Genomic DNA, 13,878 nt, shown 5'->3' on the forward strand with positions numbered 1-13,878 from the left:
CATTTACAATAACCATTCCACGGGCAATATCGACGCCAGTCTGACCATAACCCGCTTCCAGAAACTGGTGGCGGGTTCTTTTTTGAGAATAATCTCTTTCTTTGCATGACGATCAACCCAGTTGATCCGTCCCCACCTGTCCAGACGGAGCTGCCAGGCCGCATCATACTGGCTCTGAATAAAGCGTTTATCAATTAACTGTGCCAGCGTTTCGCTCTCTATCACGAAGCCCATTTCAGTATTGAGCAATGTTGAACGCGGATCGAAATTGAAAGAGCCGATAAACACCGTTTTACCATCGATGCTAAAGGTTTTAGCATGCAGGCTGGCTCCGGAATTACCGGTTATGCCGCGATCGTGTAACGTACTACTTTGTTCACGCGTCGGCTTGAGTTCATATAATTCCACGCCATAGCGGAGCAATTTTTTGCGCCAGCGCGCGTATCCGGCATGGACGACAGCAACATCGTTAGCGGCAAGAGAATTGGTTAGGATCGCAATCTTTACCCCTTTTCTCACCATCCGTAAGAGTTGCGCCACACCTGCGCGTGTCGGTACAAAATAGGAAGAGATAATATCGATGCGTTCACTGGGTGAGCCCATGATATCGAACAGGCGCTGCGGTAACAGTGAATGCCGTTTTGCCTTGCCCTCCCCTTTCGCCGGATCATCACTTAATAAACGTGTCTTCGCCCAGATAAGCGGCAATGTTCCATCAACCAGATGATTTATAAATGGACTGGATTCCATTTTGCGTAAATAACGATGCGTCATGGCATCGTTATGCCAGGAGGCGGGTAACTCGATGCGATCCGCCATTTCACCCTCCGGGACATCCAGCACCTGCTGTAAGGGTGAAACCGATTTGCAATACCAGTAGCGGGCGAAATCATCGGCAACGTCCTCTACCACGGGTCCTATTGCCATGACATCTAAATCCGAAAAAAGTGGCTCCTCCCCTGCTCCAAAATAGGCATCACCAATATTTCGTCCTCCCACCAGGGTCACCACGCCATCGACAGTGAAACTTTTATTGTGCATACGGCGATTAAGACGGGAAAAGTCGGTGATATAACCAAGCGGACGCAGCAAGCGAAACGAGAAAGGATTAAAAAGCCGGACTTCAATGCGTGGATGACTGTCAAGCAAGCGTAAAATGTCGTCAAGTCCGGGCGTATTGTTGTCGTCCAGCAACAAACGGACGCGAACGCCACGCTTTGCTGCGGCTAACAGGGCGGAAAACAGTAACCGACCCGACATATCGTCCTGCCAGATGTAATACTGAACATCGAGCGTATGCTCTGCCATTTCGGCCAGACGATACCGGGCGGCAAACGCATCCAGACTTTTCTCCAGAGGAAAAAGGCCACACTGACCGGGATGTTGCGAACACAGTGGCAGCACCGCGCTCGCCAGCCGGGGCAAATCATTCATCTCCTTGTTGGGTAAGGAGTCTTTCGTAGAGGTGGGCGTTTTCTTCATCATAACAGACAAAGTATACCTGTTCGGGTAAAGCGTGACGGGTAATAAATTCTGAAACGGTTTTTACTGCGATTTCAGCCGCTGCCGCACGAGGGTAACCATAAACCCCAGTACTGATTGCAGGAAAAGCCACTGACGTATAGCTGTTTGCCGCCACCAGTCGTAGGCTATTGAGATAGGCATCCTGCAAAAGCTGGTCTTCGTTTTGTTCACCACCACGCCAGACTGGCCCGACGGTGTGCACTACGGCTTTAGCGGGAAGATCGCCTGCAAGCGTAATAACGGCATGCCCCGTAGGGCAATCGCCCTGCTGTTGCCTGACTTTTAAACAAGCATCCAGCAGGGCCGGACCCGCTGCGCGATGAATGGCCCCATCGACGCCGCCGCCTCCCATTAATGACGGATTAGCCGCATTCACAATCACATCAACGGCCAGTTTGGTAATATCACCCTGCACAACATGAATACGCGTTTTCATAACGCCTCCTTACACCTTCTTGTTTCTTAAGTGTACAGCAGGCTTTTTGGTTAAATCGCATTTTTCTGCTCAGCAACGTGAGTTGTTCAGAAACTTAGTTATATTCGATGTTCATTACAGCCAGCTTTTTCTGTTTATCAAGATACTGCACTTTTACTGAGGCTATTTGCGCGTTTTTGACATTGCCGCTCATTAACGCTTTGCTGGAGTAGGTTTTGCCCGGAATAGAACCATTCTGTGGGCAGTTCATTTCTACGGGTGATGACTGGGTGCTGACGTCACATGCCGGTTCCACAATTTGGCCATAAAAATGGATCACGCCCCCTTGCACGGTGCTTCCAGCAATGGCAATAAAAGGAAAAAACAAACTGCCGAGCATAAGAGAGTTTAAAAAAGGTCTGAACATTTATTCTATTTCCTCAATGATTAGTCATCCTTGAGGGTTGTGTTATCCATACTTTCAGGTTGGCTGATTCGCAGCAGACCATTCTCTCCAGATTCATCTTATGCTCGATATTTCAACAAATTAAGACTTTTCTGAAGAGGGCGGCCATTGTTGTGATAAATGAAGTGACTGTCCATCAGAAACAGTAACAACTATTTTCACCCGATCGTCCGGGGAAATATTTAAACTCAACTTCGTCAAAGCAATGGGTTGATTAGCAGGCAATGAAAGGGTCTTTTCTTGCTTCGTCTGACTTTGCCCTGAACTGCCTTCGCGCAGGGACAATATTTGTACTCTGCACAGACAAGATTGAGTAAGAGTGACTTCAGGAATAATGGTATACACATCCCCTTGCTGGGTCGTATTAAAGGTTATCTGACTGGAAAGTGCCGCAAGGAGTAATAACGTATTCATATTCTTCTCCCGAAAAAAAACAGGGCTTGCGCCCTGTTTCTGTAATACAAATGATGTATTAGTACTGATGAGCGGTCGCGTTGTTACCAAAGCCAACCTGAGTCACGTTGACGGAGGAGTTAGATGCAGTCTGGTCAACTGCAGCACCGTTGCCACCACCGAACTGTTTAACCGTCATTTCAGAATTTTTGCCGTTCCACTGATCAAGAGTAGCGCTGTTACCGAAGCCACGTTGGGTCAGATCGATTGAGCTGTCATCTGAGCCCTGACCAACATCTGCACCATTACCGCCGCCATGCTGGGTAATAGTCAAGTCAGAGTTACGGGCATCAGTTTGCAGAGCAAGTGCAGAGTTACCGCCACCGTACTGGTAAATGTTCAGCTCAGAATTTGGGCCGCTATTATTACCGCCACCACCGTGGTTACCGCCGCCGCCGTACTGAGGAACAACACCTGCCAGAGCGCTACCGGAGAATACGATTGCTGCAATTGCTGCTACTTTTAAAAGTTTCATGTAAAACCCCCATCGGATTGATTTAAAAGTCGAATGGAAATTAACGTTGTGTCACGCGAATAGCCATTTGCGACTGTCTCTGCACTACAATTGCCGTTTTTTGAGTACCATACTGTGTAATATTTGCTTTATTACCAGAACCTTTCTGGATAATCATCGCAGTATTACCATAAGCACCTTGCGAAATACTGGCATCGTTGGCACTGCCCGCCTGATCAATATATGCAAGGTTATAATCTCCTGTCTGGTCAATCTTTGCCCGGTTGCTACTACCTTCTTGCGCAACAACCGCCAAAAGTTTTGAGCCTCCCTGCCGTAACTGAGCACTATTATTAGTCCCAGCTTGACCAATTATGGCTGCCTGATTAAATGAAGACTTACTCAATTCATTTACCGCGAAGTTATATTCTGAATTAGCTAAATCATAACCTGCTGCGGCTGCAATCCCAGGCGCACCCAGTATTGTTAACATCATAAATAACAATTTGTTTTTCATGTTGTCACCCTGGACCTGGTCGTACATTTAAGAAATTAAATCATTTCAACTTGGTTGTTAACGCAACCTGTATTTTGTTAACGCTGCGTTACGATGGAAAGTATGTCTGCGGAAATATTTTTAATAACTCACCCGCGCGTTGTATTTTTCTTTTTTAGTTCATACCAAAGTATTAAAACCCACGTAAATACGCTGTTATCTACGCAAAAAAATATTTTGTTTTCTTTTAAATCTCCGTTTTCCGCTATCAAAAAGCACCAGACAGTCATTCTTCTTGCCCGTCGCTGATTGCTGCGATATGTCTTGCGCACAAGCCGTGACAAACCTCGTCTTTTTGCAGTAAAAAATTGTCCACGGAGGTGTGGAGAAAAAACAAGAACGTTTTACATGACGAAAGGACTACACCGAAATATTTTTTATATGCATTATTAGTAAGTTATCACCATTTGTATGATTTTTTAAAATTGTGCAATAAAAACCAAATGTACAACTTTTCTATCATTTCTAAACTTAATAAAACCTTAAGGTTAACATTTTAATATAACGAGTTACATTTAGTTACATGTTTAACACTTGATTTAAGATTTGTAATGGCTAGATTGAAATCAGATGTAATCCATTAGTTTTATATTTTACCCATTTAGGGCTGATTTATTACTACACACAGCAGTGCAACATCTGTCAGTACTTCTGGTGCTTCTATTTTAGAGGCAGCTGTCAGGTGTGCGATCAATAAAAAAAGCGGGGTTTCATCATGTTTAATGAAGTCCATAGTATTCATGGTCATACATTATTGTTGATCACTAAATCTTCTTTGCAGGCGACAGCTCTCTTGCAGCACCTTAAACAATCGCTGGCAATTACAGGAAAATTACATAATATTCAACGTTCTCTGGACGATATCTCTTCAGGCTCTATTATTCTTCTGGATATGATGGAAGCGGATAAAAAGCTTATCCATTATTGGCAGGATACTTTGAGCAGGAAAAACAACAATATCAAAATATTGTTGCTAAATACGCCTGAAGATTACCCGTACCGCGACATTGAAAACTGGCCTCATATCAACGGCGTTTTTTATTCCATGGAGGATCAAGAACGTGTTGTCAATGGGTTGCAAGGCGTCCTGCGCGGCGAATGCTACTTTACGCAAAAGCTTGCCAGCTACCTGATTACGCATTCAGGTAACTATCGTTATAACAGCACGGAATCAGCCCTCCTTACTCATCGGGAAAAAGAGATCCTGAATAAGCTGCGTATCGGCGCGTCTAATAACGAGATCGCTCGTTCGTTGTTCATCAGCGAAAATACGGTTAAAACGCATCTTTATAATCTTTTCAAGAAGATAGCCGTAAAAAACCGGACACAAGCGGTTTCCTGGGCAAACGATAACCTCAGGCGATAAAGCCATGAAACGTTATTTACGCTGGATTGTGGCGGCAGAATTTCTGTTCGCCGCAGGGAATCTTCACGCCGTTGAGGTAGAAGTCCCGGGATTGCTAACTGACCATACTGTTTCATCTATTGGCCATGATTTTTACCGAGCCTTTAGTGATAAATGGGAAAGTGACTATACGGGTAACTTAACGATTAATGAAAGGCCCAGTGCACGATGGGGAAGCTGGATCACTATAACGGTCAATCAGGACGTTATTTTCCAGACTTTTTTATTTCCGTTGAAAAGAGACTTCGAGAAAACTGTCGTCTTTGCACTGATTCAAACTGAAGAAGCACTAAATCGTCGCCAGATAAATCAGGCGTTATTAAGTACGGGCGATTTGGCGCATGATGAATTCTAAATAAAAAATTGTTCGGAGGCTGCAATGCGTGTCAAACATGCAGTAGTTCTACTCATGCTTATTTCGCCATTAAGTTGGGCTGGAACCATGACTTTCCAGTTCCGTAATCCAAACTTTGGTGGTAACCCAAATAATGGCGCTTTTTTATTAAATAGCGCTCAGGCCCAAAACTCTTATAAAGATCCGAGCTATAACGATGACTTTGGTATTGAAACACCCTCAGCGTTAGATAACTTTACTCAGGCCATCCAGTCACAAATTTTAGGTGGGCTACTGTCGAATATTAATACCGGTAAACCGGGCCGCATGGTGACCAACGATTATATTGTCGATATTGCCAACCGCGATGGTCAATTGCAGTTGAACGTGACAGATCGTAAAACCGGACAAACCTCGACCATCCAGGTTTCGGGTTTACAAAATAACTCAACCGATTTTTAAGCCCCAGCTTCATAAGGAAAATAATCATGCAGCGCTTATTTCTTTTGGTTGCCGTCATGTTACTGAGCGGATGCTTAACCGCCCCGCCTAAAGAAGCCGCCAGACCGACATTAATGCCTCGTGCTCAGAGCTACAAAGATTTGACCCATCTGCCAGCGCCGACGGGTAAAATCTTTGTTTCGGTATACAACATTCAGGACGAAACCGGGCAATTTAAACCCTACCCGGCAAGTAACTTCTCCACTGCTGTTCCGCAAAGCGCCACGGCAATGCTGGTCACGGCACTGAAAGATTCTCGCTGGTTTATACCGCTGGAGCGCCAGGGCTTACAAAACCTGCTTAACGAGCGCAAGATTATTCGTGCGGCACAAGAAAACGGCACGGTTGCCATTAATAACCGAATCCCGCTGCAATCTTTAACGGCGGCAAATATCATGGTTGAAGGTTCGATTATCGGTTATGAAAGCAACGTCAAATCTGGCGGGGTTGGGGCAAGATATTTTGGCATCGGTGCCGACACGCAATACCAGCTCGATCAGATTGCCGTGAACCTGCGCGTCGTCAATGTGAGTACCGGCGAGATCCTTTCTTCGGTGAACACCAGTAAGACGATACTTTCCTATGAAGTTCAGGCCGGGGTTTTCCGCTTTATTGACTACCAGCGCTTGCTTGAAGGGGAAGTGGGTTACACCTCGAACGAACCTGTTATGCTGTGCCTGATGTCGGCTATCGAAACAGGGGTCATTTTCCTGATTAATGATGGTATCGACCGTGGTCTGTGGGATTTGCAAAATAAAGCAGAACGGCAGAATGACATTCTGGTGAAATACCGCCATATGTCGGTTCCACCGGAATCCTGACAGATAAAAAAGCCGGAATTATCATCCGGCATTTTACTGTTTAAGCGAAAGCGTGAGTGCCCCTCACGCTTTATTTTTGATTTCCTGCTCACGGTGCGCCGTCTTTGCACTACGCGCCGCCAGCCACAGGCCACTGTTTTTCATTGCGTAACCAAATATCAGCCCAAGCGCCAGCGAAGGTAACACCAGTTTCCAGTCACCCTGCCCGGCAAACGTCGCGCATGCGCCTATAAACGTCCCCGGAACAAATGAAAGCAGCAGCTGTTTGGCCTGAATACACATCAGAAACGCGACAATACCGGTTATGACATAACCGAGAATTTCCAGATGTGGTGCCAGTGCACTACCGTAAATAATGACCATCGCCCACACCACGCCACTAAGCAGGGTTGCAGCGGAGATCGCCAGCCCTTTCAGCCCACCTTGCGGGCAGGCAAAGTAGGCCGTACAGCCCAGGAAGCCCGCCCAGCTTAGTAAGCCCAGGGAAACAGCCACCCATCCCCAGATACCGGAGAGAATGCCTGTTGTGATTGCAATAGAGAGAAGTATGTTCATGCCGCGCATGATAGCAGAAAACGCGGCCATGAATGAGATCGAGCACACATTTTATGCAACAACAAATTATCCGTTGCAGTTATGAGTGACGTAGATCACACTTATTCTTCAGAATCTTCTTCCAGCTCGTCCCACATTGCACTAATGGCATCGCGGGTTAGCGGTGCCATGGTGCGCCAGAAAGGCGTGGTTGCATGGGCCTCCACTTTGCCAAGGAACGCACCACACCAGGGTAACAGATACTCACTGAACAGTGTTTCCAGTGCTTCGCTCTCATCTTCCGTTGACTGATCTTCCAGCCAGGAAGCTGCGAGCAGCAATGTGCCGATGTGATCGGCTGGCGTATCCGCTAATGGCATCCCTCGCTCAGAAAGAAAAGCGCGCACTTCCGCTTCCGTCGCGCCCTCAACCCATGCGCTACGATATGGCGGCACAGCACATTCATCGCCGATAAACAACGCATTGTAATCGGCAGAGACTTGCGTCATATCACAGCTTTTCTGCAAACGTGTCAGCAACTCATCCTGCTCCAGTGGCCAGTTCGCAGCCAGTTTCCCCTCACGAATCAGGGTAAACAGCGGCACCAGTAAAGGATCTTGTGGTTGGCGGTAATAGAGCGAACCCAGCACACGACAGAGGATAGAAAACTCGTTCATTAATATATTTCCATTACTAGTAATTAAAGGTCTGCAAATTCCGCAATCGGTGCCATACCGCGAGATTCAAGGAAGTTCAGTAAGCGGCGCGGAGAAACATTCAAAATGCGCTCTGGCGGAAAATCTACCGCGTCGAGGATTTTAAGACACTCTTCAAATTCCCCCATGGTAAACGCGGTGTGAGAATCCGAGCCTAATGCCACCCAACCTCCAGCATCACGTACCGCTGCGGCTACCTCACGACAGTTGTCTTCACTGCCCTTACGTGAGTGTAAAAATGAGGAATTATTGATTTCCAGCGCCACCTGATGTTTCGCGGCTGCTTCAGCAACGGCTTTCACATCTATTTCATATTTGGGATTTCCGGGATGGCTTATTATATGCACATTGCCGCTGGCGATAGTGGCGATCATCGCTTGTGTATTGGTCGCTTTGTCATGTGGCGCAAAAACCGGCTCATGAAAACCGGCAATAATTAGATCCAGCGAGTCAAACATTTTACCGCTGCAGTCAATTTCACCATCAACATTTTTAATGTTAGCTTCGATGCCGCGCAGGATCCCTACCCCATCAACCACTCGCGGCCAGATACGCATGTTAATGAAGTGCCAGTGATGCGGCGCATCTTCCATATCCGGGCCATGATCGGTGATCGCAAAAAGTTTAATGCCCTTTTGTTTGGCCTGGGCAATGTAATCACTTAATGTGCTATATGCATGTGTGCTGGCAACGGTATGCATATGAAGGTCGACGGGATACATAACTCTCTCCTGTATTCAATTCCCGCCAAGGATAGCAGGAATCCTGATGCTTTATTAGTAGCCGCGTGCGCGGTCGACTTGCCCGCAGACCCTCTCCCCTTTTTCGAGCTGGGCAATGGTGCGAGAAATGTACTCCACAGCTTCAGCGGGACGGGTAATCGCGGCGACATGTGGTGTTATCGTCACGCGTGGATGTTGCCAGAGCGGACTTTCAGGCGGTAAGGGTTCACGATTAAAAACATCCAACATTGCGCCTTTAACTTTGCCGCTATCCAGCGCCGCGAGCAGGTCATCTTCCACAACATGAACACCACGCGCCAGGTTGAGGAGATACGCGCCATCCGGTAATTTTTCGAGTAATTGTTGATTAATAATGCCGACGGTTTCAGGGGTATTCGGTAACAAATTAATCAATACCCGACATTGGCTCAGAAATGCAGACAGTTCTTCCCGTCCGGCAAAGCTTTGCACGCCAGGCCACGATTTACGGGTTCGACTCCAGCAACGCAGCGGAAAGCGCCAGGTTTGCAGACTCTGAGCAACTTTACTGCCCAGTACGCCTGCGCCCAAAATGCCGATGGTAAAATCTTCCCGATGATATTCAGGCAGCGGTTGCCAATGCGAACTATTTTGCTGGATGCGATAATCGTCAAAACGTCGAAACCAATGCAGCACCTGACTGACAGCATATTCCTGCATTTGCTCGCCCATACCGGTATCTTCCAGGCGAAAAAGTGGAACAGAAGGGTTCAGCATTTCAGGGTGTGCCTGTAGCTTGCTCAAAATAGAATCAACACCGGCCCCGAGTGCGAACACCGCTTTAAGATCGCGCCCTGCCAGCATTTCAACAGGAGGATGCCAGACTAAAGCATAATCAGCAGAGTCATTATCTCCGCTTTTCCATGCTCTGACTCTTGCCTGAGGAATAGCTTTGCGCAGTGCCTCAATCCACCATTGGGTATCGAACGTTGGGTGATAAAAGATGATATCCATACTGACTCCCGAAAAGCGTTGTGCGAAATTTATTCGCACTTATCGTTATGATCTACAAAGGCCACCAGCATAACAAATCCGTGGTCGGTGGCAAAAAAAGCAGATTTCGCTTATTAAAACCACACATTGATTGAAGTTTGAATAAACGCGCGATTTTTTCAAAAAGTTTGTTGACCTCAGGTCATGATTTCCCTAAATTAGCGCCCGTTCCAGCAAGACAGGAACGACAATTTGGTGAGGTGTCCGAGTGGCTGAAGGAGCACGCCTGGAAAGTGTGTATACGGCAACGTATCGGGGGTTCGAATCCCCCCCTCACCGCCATATTTAAAGAAGAGCTCGTACGAAAGTACGGGCTTTTTTTTCGTATATTGCACACACCGGGGGGATGAGAAGCCCCGACCGGGGTTCGACAACTGGCGACAGCCAGTTGGACAGACCGTGAACGCAGTGAGCGGGCTGCCCGCAGGGCGAGCGAAGCGAGTCAATCCCCCCCTCACCGCCATATTTAAAGAAGAGCTCGTACGAAAGTACGGGCTTTTTTTTCGTATATTGCACACACCGGGGGGATGAGAAGCCCCGACCGGGGTTCGACAACTGGCGACAGCCAGTTGGACAGACCGTGAACGCAGTGAGCGGGCTGCCCGCAGGGCGAGCGAAGCGAGTCAATCCCCCCCTCACCGCCATATTTAAAGAAGAGCTCGTACGAAAGTACGGGCTTTTTTTTCGTATATTGCACACACCGGGGGGATGAGAAGCCCCGACCGGGGTTCGACAACTGGCGACAGCCAGTTGGACAGACCGTGAACGCAGTGAGCGGGCTGCCCGCAGGGCGAGCGAAGCGAGTCAATCCCCCCCTCACCGCCATATTTAAAGAAGAGCTCGTACGAAAGTACGGGCTTTTTTTTCGTATATTGCACACACCGGGGGGATGAGAAGCCCCGACCGGGGTTCGACAACTGGCGACAGCCAGTTGGACAGACCGTGAACGCAGTGAGCGGGCTGCCCGCAGGGCGAGCGAAGCGAGTCAATCCCCCCCTCACCGCCATATTTAAAGAAGAGCTCGTACGAAAGTACGGGCTTTTTTTTCGTATATTGCACACACCGGGGGGATGAGAAGCCCCGACCGGGGTTCGACAACTGGCGACAGCCAGTTGGACAGACCGTGAACGCAGTGAGCGGGCTGCCCGCAGGGCGAGCGAAGCGAGTCAATCCCCCCCTCACCGCCATATTTAAAGAAGAGCTCGTACGAAAGTACGGGCTTTTTTTTCGTATATTGCACACACCGGGTGCCCCCGCCCACGTCTGTTAGGGCGAGGGGAAATCGTGCACATCAACTGTCTGGTTACTCAGTCAACAATCAAAATGCGCAAGAGAGTACAGAACATATATGTATTATCTGGTCACTTCCTATCACTTCCTCACTTATTAAAATGCCCCCAACGGAAATACATGTCACATGCCATCATAAAATCGTTATGCCAGAGGAATCGACAATAGAAAAAATAGTAAATTAAGCACGGTACATAGCAGAGTAAAAAATAGGCTTCAAACCAAATCCGCCATTCTACAAGCGTTGCCAATACCGACACCAGCGTAATCCACATCACTTCAATAACCAGCAATATGAATAACCGAAGCCAAAGCGGCTTGGCAAAAAAGGTCGACAACGCATTTTCACTGGAGAAAAACAGATCGATTTCCTGCAAAAAAAGCCTGCCCAGAAAAGCGTACCGCTTGGAGAAGCGCAGAAAAAACAGATTAATCGCCAACACTACGCCACAAAGAATGAGCAATGCAATTATCGATTTAAACGTTAACCACTGCCCCTCTGTCACAAAAGAATCACTGTTACGCAACGGGCTGATAGTAAGCAGGTTAACAACCGTTGAGATGCACACCGAAAGCAGCACATAGCGAGTCAGACTTTTATATTTTACTTTTTTCGCTACTGAAATAGCGACCTGCTTGACATAACTGGTGCGGATCATCCGAAACAGCAGAAAGATGACCAACGGCCCAAGTAACGAAATCAGGAACAGCGCATATAACGAGGGTAGAAGCTGGTATAGCCCCCAACTCATTGCACTCAACATGATTAACGACAGAAATCCTGCCACCAGAGGTTGTGTAAGAAATAATTCTATTTTGTGGTTCTGCTTTTTCTTAAACCACGAAAAATCGATATTCTTCGTGACGCATTTATAAGCCCAGTACGCCTTGAGATCAAAAATAAAATTATACAGCACCAGAGCCAGAATCCCACTAACTACACCAATATCCTCTGATGGAAAAGTAAACCCTGCATTCTTCCAATAAAAGCCTATCAGAATAAGTCCAATAGCATAAATGTATATCAGATTTCGTTTATCCTGAAAGCGAATAAAAGTTAAATAATCAGGAATCATTTGAATACCTTTGCATCACTAAATGCTTTACGACAATGCATAACTCGTTGCTGATCCACGCCAGCAAAATCATTTAACATATTCCCCAAATAGGGCTTATTACTTATTTCAAGGAAAGCTACCGGGGTTGGCATATTCAGAAATGTATCGAGAGATTCAGTCCATTTCACCGTATGAGTTAAGTGTAATGAGAGATTTTCTTTGATAATTGACGGAGCGACCTCGCTTTTTGCTGTTACGTTCATCAGAACCTGATGCTCTGGCGAAGCGATATCCAGTCCGGCAAGATAATCGCGCATTGCCTGAACGCCGTCTTCCATCAAACGCGTGTGCCAGGCACTGATCTTACCCAGCAATAGTGGACACGCGGCTAAGTGAGTAAACTCTCAGTCAGAGGTGACTCACATGACAAAAACAGTATCAACCAGTAAAAAACCCCGTAAACAGCATTCGCCTGAATTTCGCAGTGAAGCCCTGAAGCTTGCTGAACGCATCGGTGTTACTGCCGCAGCCCGTGAACTCAGCCTGTATGAATCACAACTCTACAACTGGCGCAGTAAACAGCAAAATCAGCAGACGTCTTCTGAACGTGAACTGGAGATGTCTACCGAGATTGCACGTCTCAAACGCCAGCTGGCAGAACGGGATGAAGAGCTGGCTATCCTCCAAAAGGCCGCGACATACTTCGCGAAGCGCCTGAAATGAAGTATGTCTTTATTGAAAAACATCAGGCTGAGTTCAGCATCAAAGCAATGTGCCGCGTGCTCCGGGTGGCCCGCAGCGGCTGGTATACGTGGTGTCAGCGGCGGACAAGGATAAGCACGCGTCAGCAGTTCCGCCAACACTGCGACAGCGTTGTCCTCGCGGCTTTTACCCGGTCAAAACAGCGTTACGGTGCCCCACGCCTGACGGATGAACTGCGTGCTCAGGGTTACCCCTTTAACGTAAAAACCGTGGCGGCAAGCCTGCGCCGTCAGGGACTGAGGGCAAAGGCCTCCCGGAAGTTCAGCCCGGTCAGCTACCGCGCACACGGCCTGCCTGTGTCAGAAAATCTGTTGGAGCAGGATTTTTACGCCAGTGGCCCGAACCAGAAGTGGGCAGGAGACATCACGTACTTACGTACAGATGAAGGCTGGCTGTATCTGGCAGTGGTCATTGACCTGTGGTCACGTGCCGTTATTGGCTGGTCAATGTCGCCACGCATGACGGCGCAACTGGCCTGCGATGCCCTGCAGATGGCGCTGTGGCGGCGTAAGAGGCCCCGGAACGTTATCGTTCACACGGACCGTGGAGGCCAGTACTGTTCAGCAGATTATCAGGCGCAACTGAAGCGGCATAATCTGCGTGGAAGTATGAGCGCAAAAGGTTGCTGCTACGATAATGCCTGCGTGGAAAGCTTCTTTCATTCGCTGAAAGTGGAATGTATCCATGGAGAACACTTTATCAGCCGGGAAATAATGCGGGCAACGGTGTTTAATTATATCGAATGTGATTACAATCGGTGGCGGCGGCACAGTTGGTGTGGCGGCCTCAGTCCGGAACAATTTGAAAACAAGAACCTCGCTTAGGCCTGTGTCCA

At 47.7% G+C, this 13,878-nt stretch carries 16 protein-coding genes, 1 tRNA gene, 5 other RNA genes and 1 pseudogene; 11 read left to right on the top strand and 12 right to left on the bottom strand.

The window, feature by feature from the left end; translation table 11 throughout:
- Positions 1 to 3: 3 nt before the first annotated feature.
- From clsC to csgB, 6 genes are all read right to left on the bottom strand, one after another.
- The gene (gene clsC, locus KXD89_RS13530) at positions 4 to 1,485 is read right to left on the bottom strand and encodes a cardiolipin synthase ClsC (RefSeq protein WP_001307714.1); all 1,482 of its coding nucleotides are present in this window, start codon (positions 1,483 to 1,485) and stop codon (positions 4 to 6) included.
- On the bottom strand, positions 1,427 to 1,960 hold the full coding sequence (gene ymdB / locus KXD89_RS13535) for an O-acetyl-ADP-ribose deacetylase (protein WP_000857405.1): 534 nt from the start codon (positions 1,958 to 1,960) through the stop codon (positions 1,427 to 1,429). The genes clsC and ymdB overlap by 59 nt, the downstream gene beginning before the upstream one ends.
- Positions 1,961 to 2,054: 94 nt before the next feature.
- Complete coding sequence (gene ymdA / locus KXD89_RS13540) at positions 2,055 to 2,366, bottom strand: protein YmdA (RefSeq protein ID WP_000489587.1); 312 nt, start codon at positions 2,364 to 2,366, stop codon at positions 2,055 to 2,057.
- A 120-nt stretch (positions 2,367 to 2,486) separates the two neighbouring features.
- On the bottom strand, positions 2,487 to 2,819 hold the full coding sequence (csgC, locus tag KXD89_RS13545; RefSeq protein WP_001094300.1) for a curli assembly chaperone CsgC: 333 nt from the start codon (positions 2,817 to 2,819) through the stop codon (positions 2,487 to 2,489).
- Between the two features lie 58 nt (positions 2,820 to 2,877).
- Entirely contained in the window at positions 2,878 to 3,333 is a 456-nt protein-coding gene (gene csgA, locus KXD89_RS13550) for a curli major subunit CsgA (protein WP_000771437.1), read from the bottom strand.
- Positions 3,334 to 3,373: 40 nt separating this feature from the next.
- On the bottom strand, positions 3,374 to 3,829 hold the full coding sequence (gene csgB, locus KXD89_RS13555; RefSeq protein WP_000791650.1) for a curli minor subunit CsgB: 456 nt from the start codon (positions 3,827 to 3,829) through the stop codon (positions 3,374 to 3,376).
- A 754-nt stretch (positions 3,830 to 4,583) separates the two neighbouring features.
- Here csgB and csgD point away from each other — a divergent pair.
- The 4 genes from csgD to csgG are packed head-to-tail and all read left to right on the top strand — an operon-like array spanning position 4,584 to position 6,929.
- Positions 4,584 to 5,234, top strand: a complete 651-nt coding sequence (gene csgD, locus KXD89_RS13560; protein ID WP_000481509.1) for a biofilm master transcriptional regulator CsgD — start codon at positions 4,584 to 4,586, stop codon at positions 5,232 to 5,234.
- 4 nt (positions 5,235 to 5,238) lie between these two features.
- Positions 5,239 to 5,628 carry a curli production assembly/transport protein CsgE gene (gene csgE / locus KXD89_RS13565; protein ID WP_000833288.1) on the top strand — a complete coding sequence of 130 codons (390 nt, stop codon included), beginning with the start codon at positions 5,239 to 5,241 and terminating at the stop codon, positions 5,626 to 5,628.
- 24 nt (positions 5,629 to 5,652) lie between these two features.
- A complete protein-coding gene (gene csgF / locus KXD89_RS13570; RefSeq protein WP_001264088.1) occupies positions 5,653 to 6,069 on the top strand; it encodes a curli production assembly/transport protein CsgF in 417 nt (138 codons plus the stop codon).
- Between the two features lie 26 nt (positions 6,070 to 6,095).
- Positions 6,096 to 6,929, top strand: a complete 834-nt coding sequence (gene csgG / locus KXD89_RS13575; RefSeq protein ID WP_001189321.1) for a curli production assembly/transport protein CsgG — start codon at positions 6,096 to 6,098, stop codon at positions 6,927 to 6,929.
- 63 nt (positions 6,930 to 6,992) lie between these two features.
- On the opposite strand, the gene KXD89_RS13580 is transcribed toward csgG, so the two are convergent.
- The 4 genes from KXD89_RS13580 to ghrA all read right to left on the bottom strand — a co-directional run bounded on the left by KXD89_RS13580 (position 6,993) and on the right by ghrA (position 9,894).
- On the bottom strand, positions 6,993 to 7,484 hold the full coding sequence (locus KXD89_RS13580) for a DUF1097 domain-containing protein (RefSeq protein WP_001300785.1): 492 nt from the start codon (positions 7,482 to 7,484) through the stop codon (positions 6,993 to 6,995).
- A gap of 101 nt (positions 7,485 to 7,585) precedes the next feature.
- Positions 7,586 to 8,140: a molecular chaperone YcdY gene (gene ycdY / locus KXD89_RS13585; protein ID WP_001001921.1), complete on the bottom strand. Its 555-nt coding sequence runs from the start codon at positions 8,138 to 8,140 to the stop codon at positions 7,586 to 7,588.
- A gap of 23 nt (positions 8,141 to 8,163) precedes the next feature.
- On the bottom strand, positions 8,164 to 8,901 hold the full coding sequence (ycdX, locus tag KXD89_RS13590) for a zinc-binding phosphatase (RefSeq protein ID WP_000283667.1): 738 nt from the start codon (positions 8,899 to 8,901) through the stop codon (positions 8,164 to 8,166).
- 54 nt (positions 8,902 to 8,955) lie between these two features.
- Entirely contained in the window at positions 8,956 to 9,894 is a 939-nt protein-coding gene (gene ghrA / locus KXD89_RS13595) for a glyoxylate/hydroxypyruvate reductase GhrA (RefSeq protein WP_000351317.1), read from the bottom strand.
- 233 nt (positions 9,895 to 10,127) lie between these two features.
- Between ghrA and KXD89_RS13600 the strand changes: the two genes are divergently transcribed.
- The 6 genes from KXD89_RS13600 (at position 10,128) to KXD89_RS13625 (ending at position 11,120) form a co-directional block, all read left to right on the top strand.
- Positions 10,128 to 10,215: transfer RNA gene (locus tag KXD89_RS13600), tRNA-Ser, on the top strand.
- 44 nt (positions 10,216 to 10,259) lie between these two features.
- A non-coding RNA gene (locus KXD89_RS13605) (RtT sRNA) lies at positions 10,260 to 10,396 on the top strand.
- 44 nt (positions 10,397 to 10,440) lie between these two features.
- A non-coding RNA gene (locus tag KXD89_RS13610) (RtT sRNA) lies at positions 10,441 to 10,577 on the top strand.
- A gap of 44 nt (positions 10,578 to 10,621) precedes the next feature.
- Positions 10,622 to 10,758, top strand: a non-coding RNA gene (locus tag KXD89_RS13615) — RtT sRNA.
- Between the two features lie 44 nt (positions 10,759 to 10,802).
- Positions 10,803 to 10,939, top strand: a non-coding RNA gene (locus KXD89_RS13620) — RtT sRNA.
- A 44-nt stretch (positions 10,940 to 10,983) separates the two neighbouring features.
- Positions 10,984 to 11,120: non-coding RNA, RtT sRNA (locus KXD89_RS13625), on the top strand.
- A 192-nt stretch (positions 11,121 to 11,312) separates the two neighbouring features.
- Here KXD89_RS13625 and ycdU read toward each other — a convergent pair.
- Positions 11,313 to 12,299 (bottom strand): protein YcdU, encoded by a 987-nt coding sequence (ycdU, locus tag KXD89_RS13630; RefSeq protein WP_000611859.1) that lies wholly within the window; start codon positions 12,297 to 12,299, stop codon positions 11,313 to 11,315.
- Positions 12,296 to 12,652, bottom strand: a pseudogene (locus tag KXD89_RS13635) (ACP S-malonyltransferase); the annotation flags it as partial. The pseudogene KXD89_RS13635 and the gene ycdU, both read right to left, overlap by 4 nt.
- A gap of 52 nt (positions 12,653 to 12,704) precedes the next feature.
- Between KXD89_RS13635 and KXD89_RS13640 the strand changes: the two are divergent.
- Positions 12,705 to 13,867, top strand: a protein-coding gene (locus tag KXD89_RS13640) for an IS3-like element IS3 family transposase (RefSeq protein ID WP_085947771.1) whose coding sequence is annotated in 2 segments (ribosomal slippage) — positions 12,705 to 12,966 and positions 12,966 to 13,867 — 1,164 coding nt in all. Because the reading frame shifts where the segments join, the coding sequence is not laid out codon by codon here.
- The last annotated feature ends 11 nt before the right edge of the window (positions 13,868 to 13,878 follow it).

This window comes from Escherichia sp. TC-EC600-tetX4, from assembly GCF_019356055.1.
Taxonomy (GTDB): Bacteria; Pseudomonadota; Gammaproteobacteria; order Enterobacterales; family Enterobacteriaceae.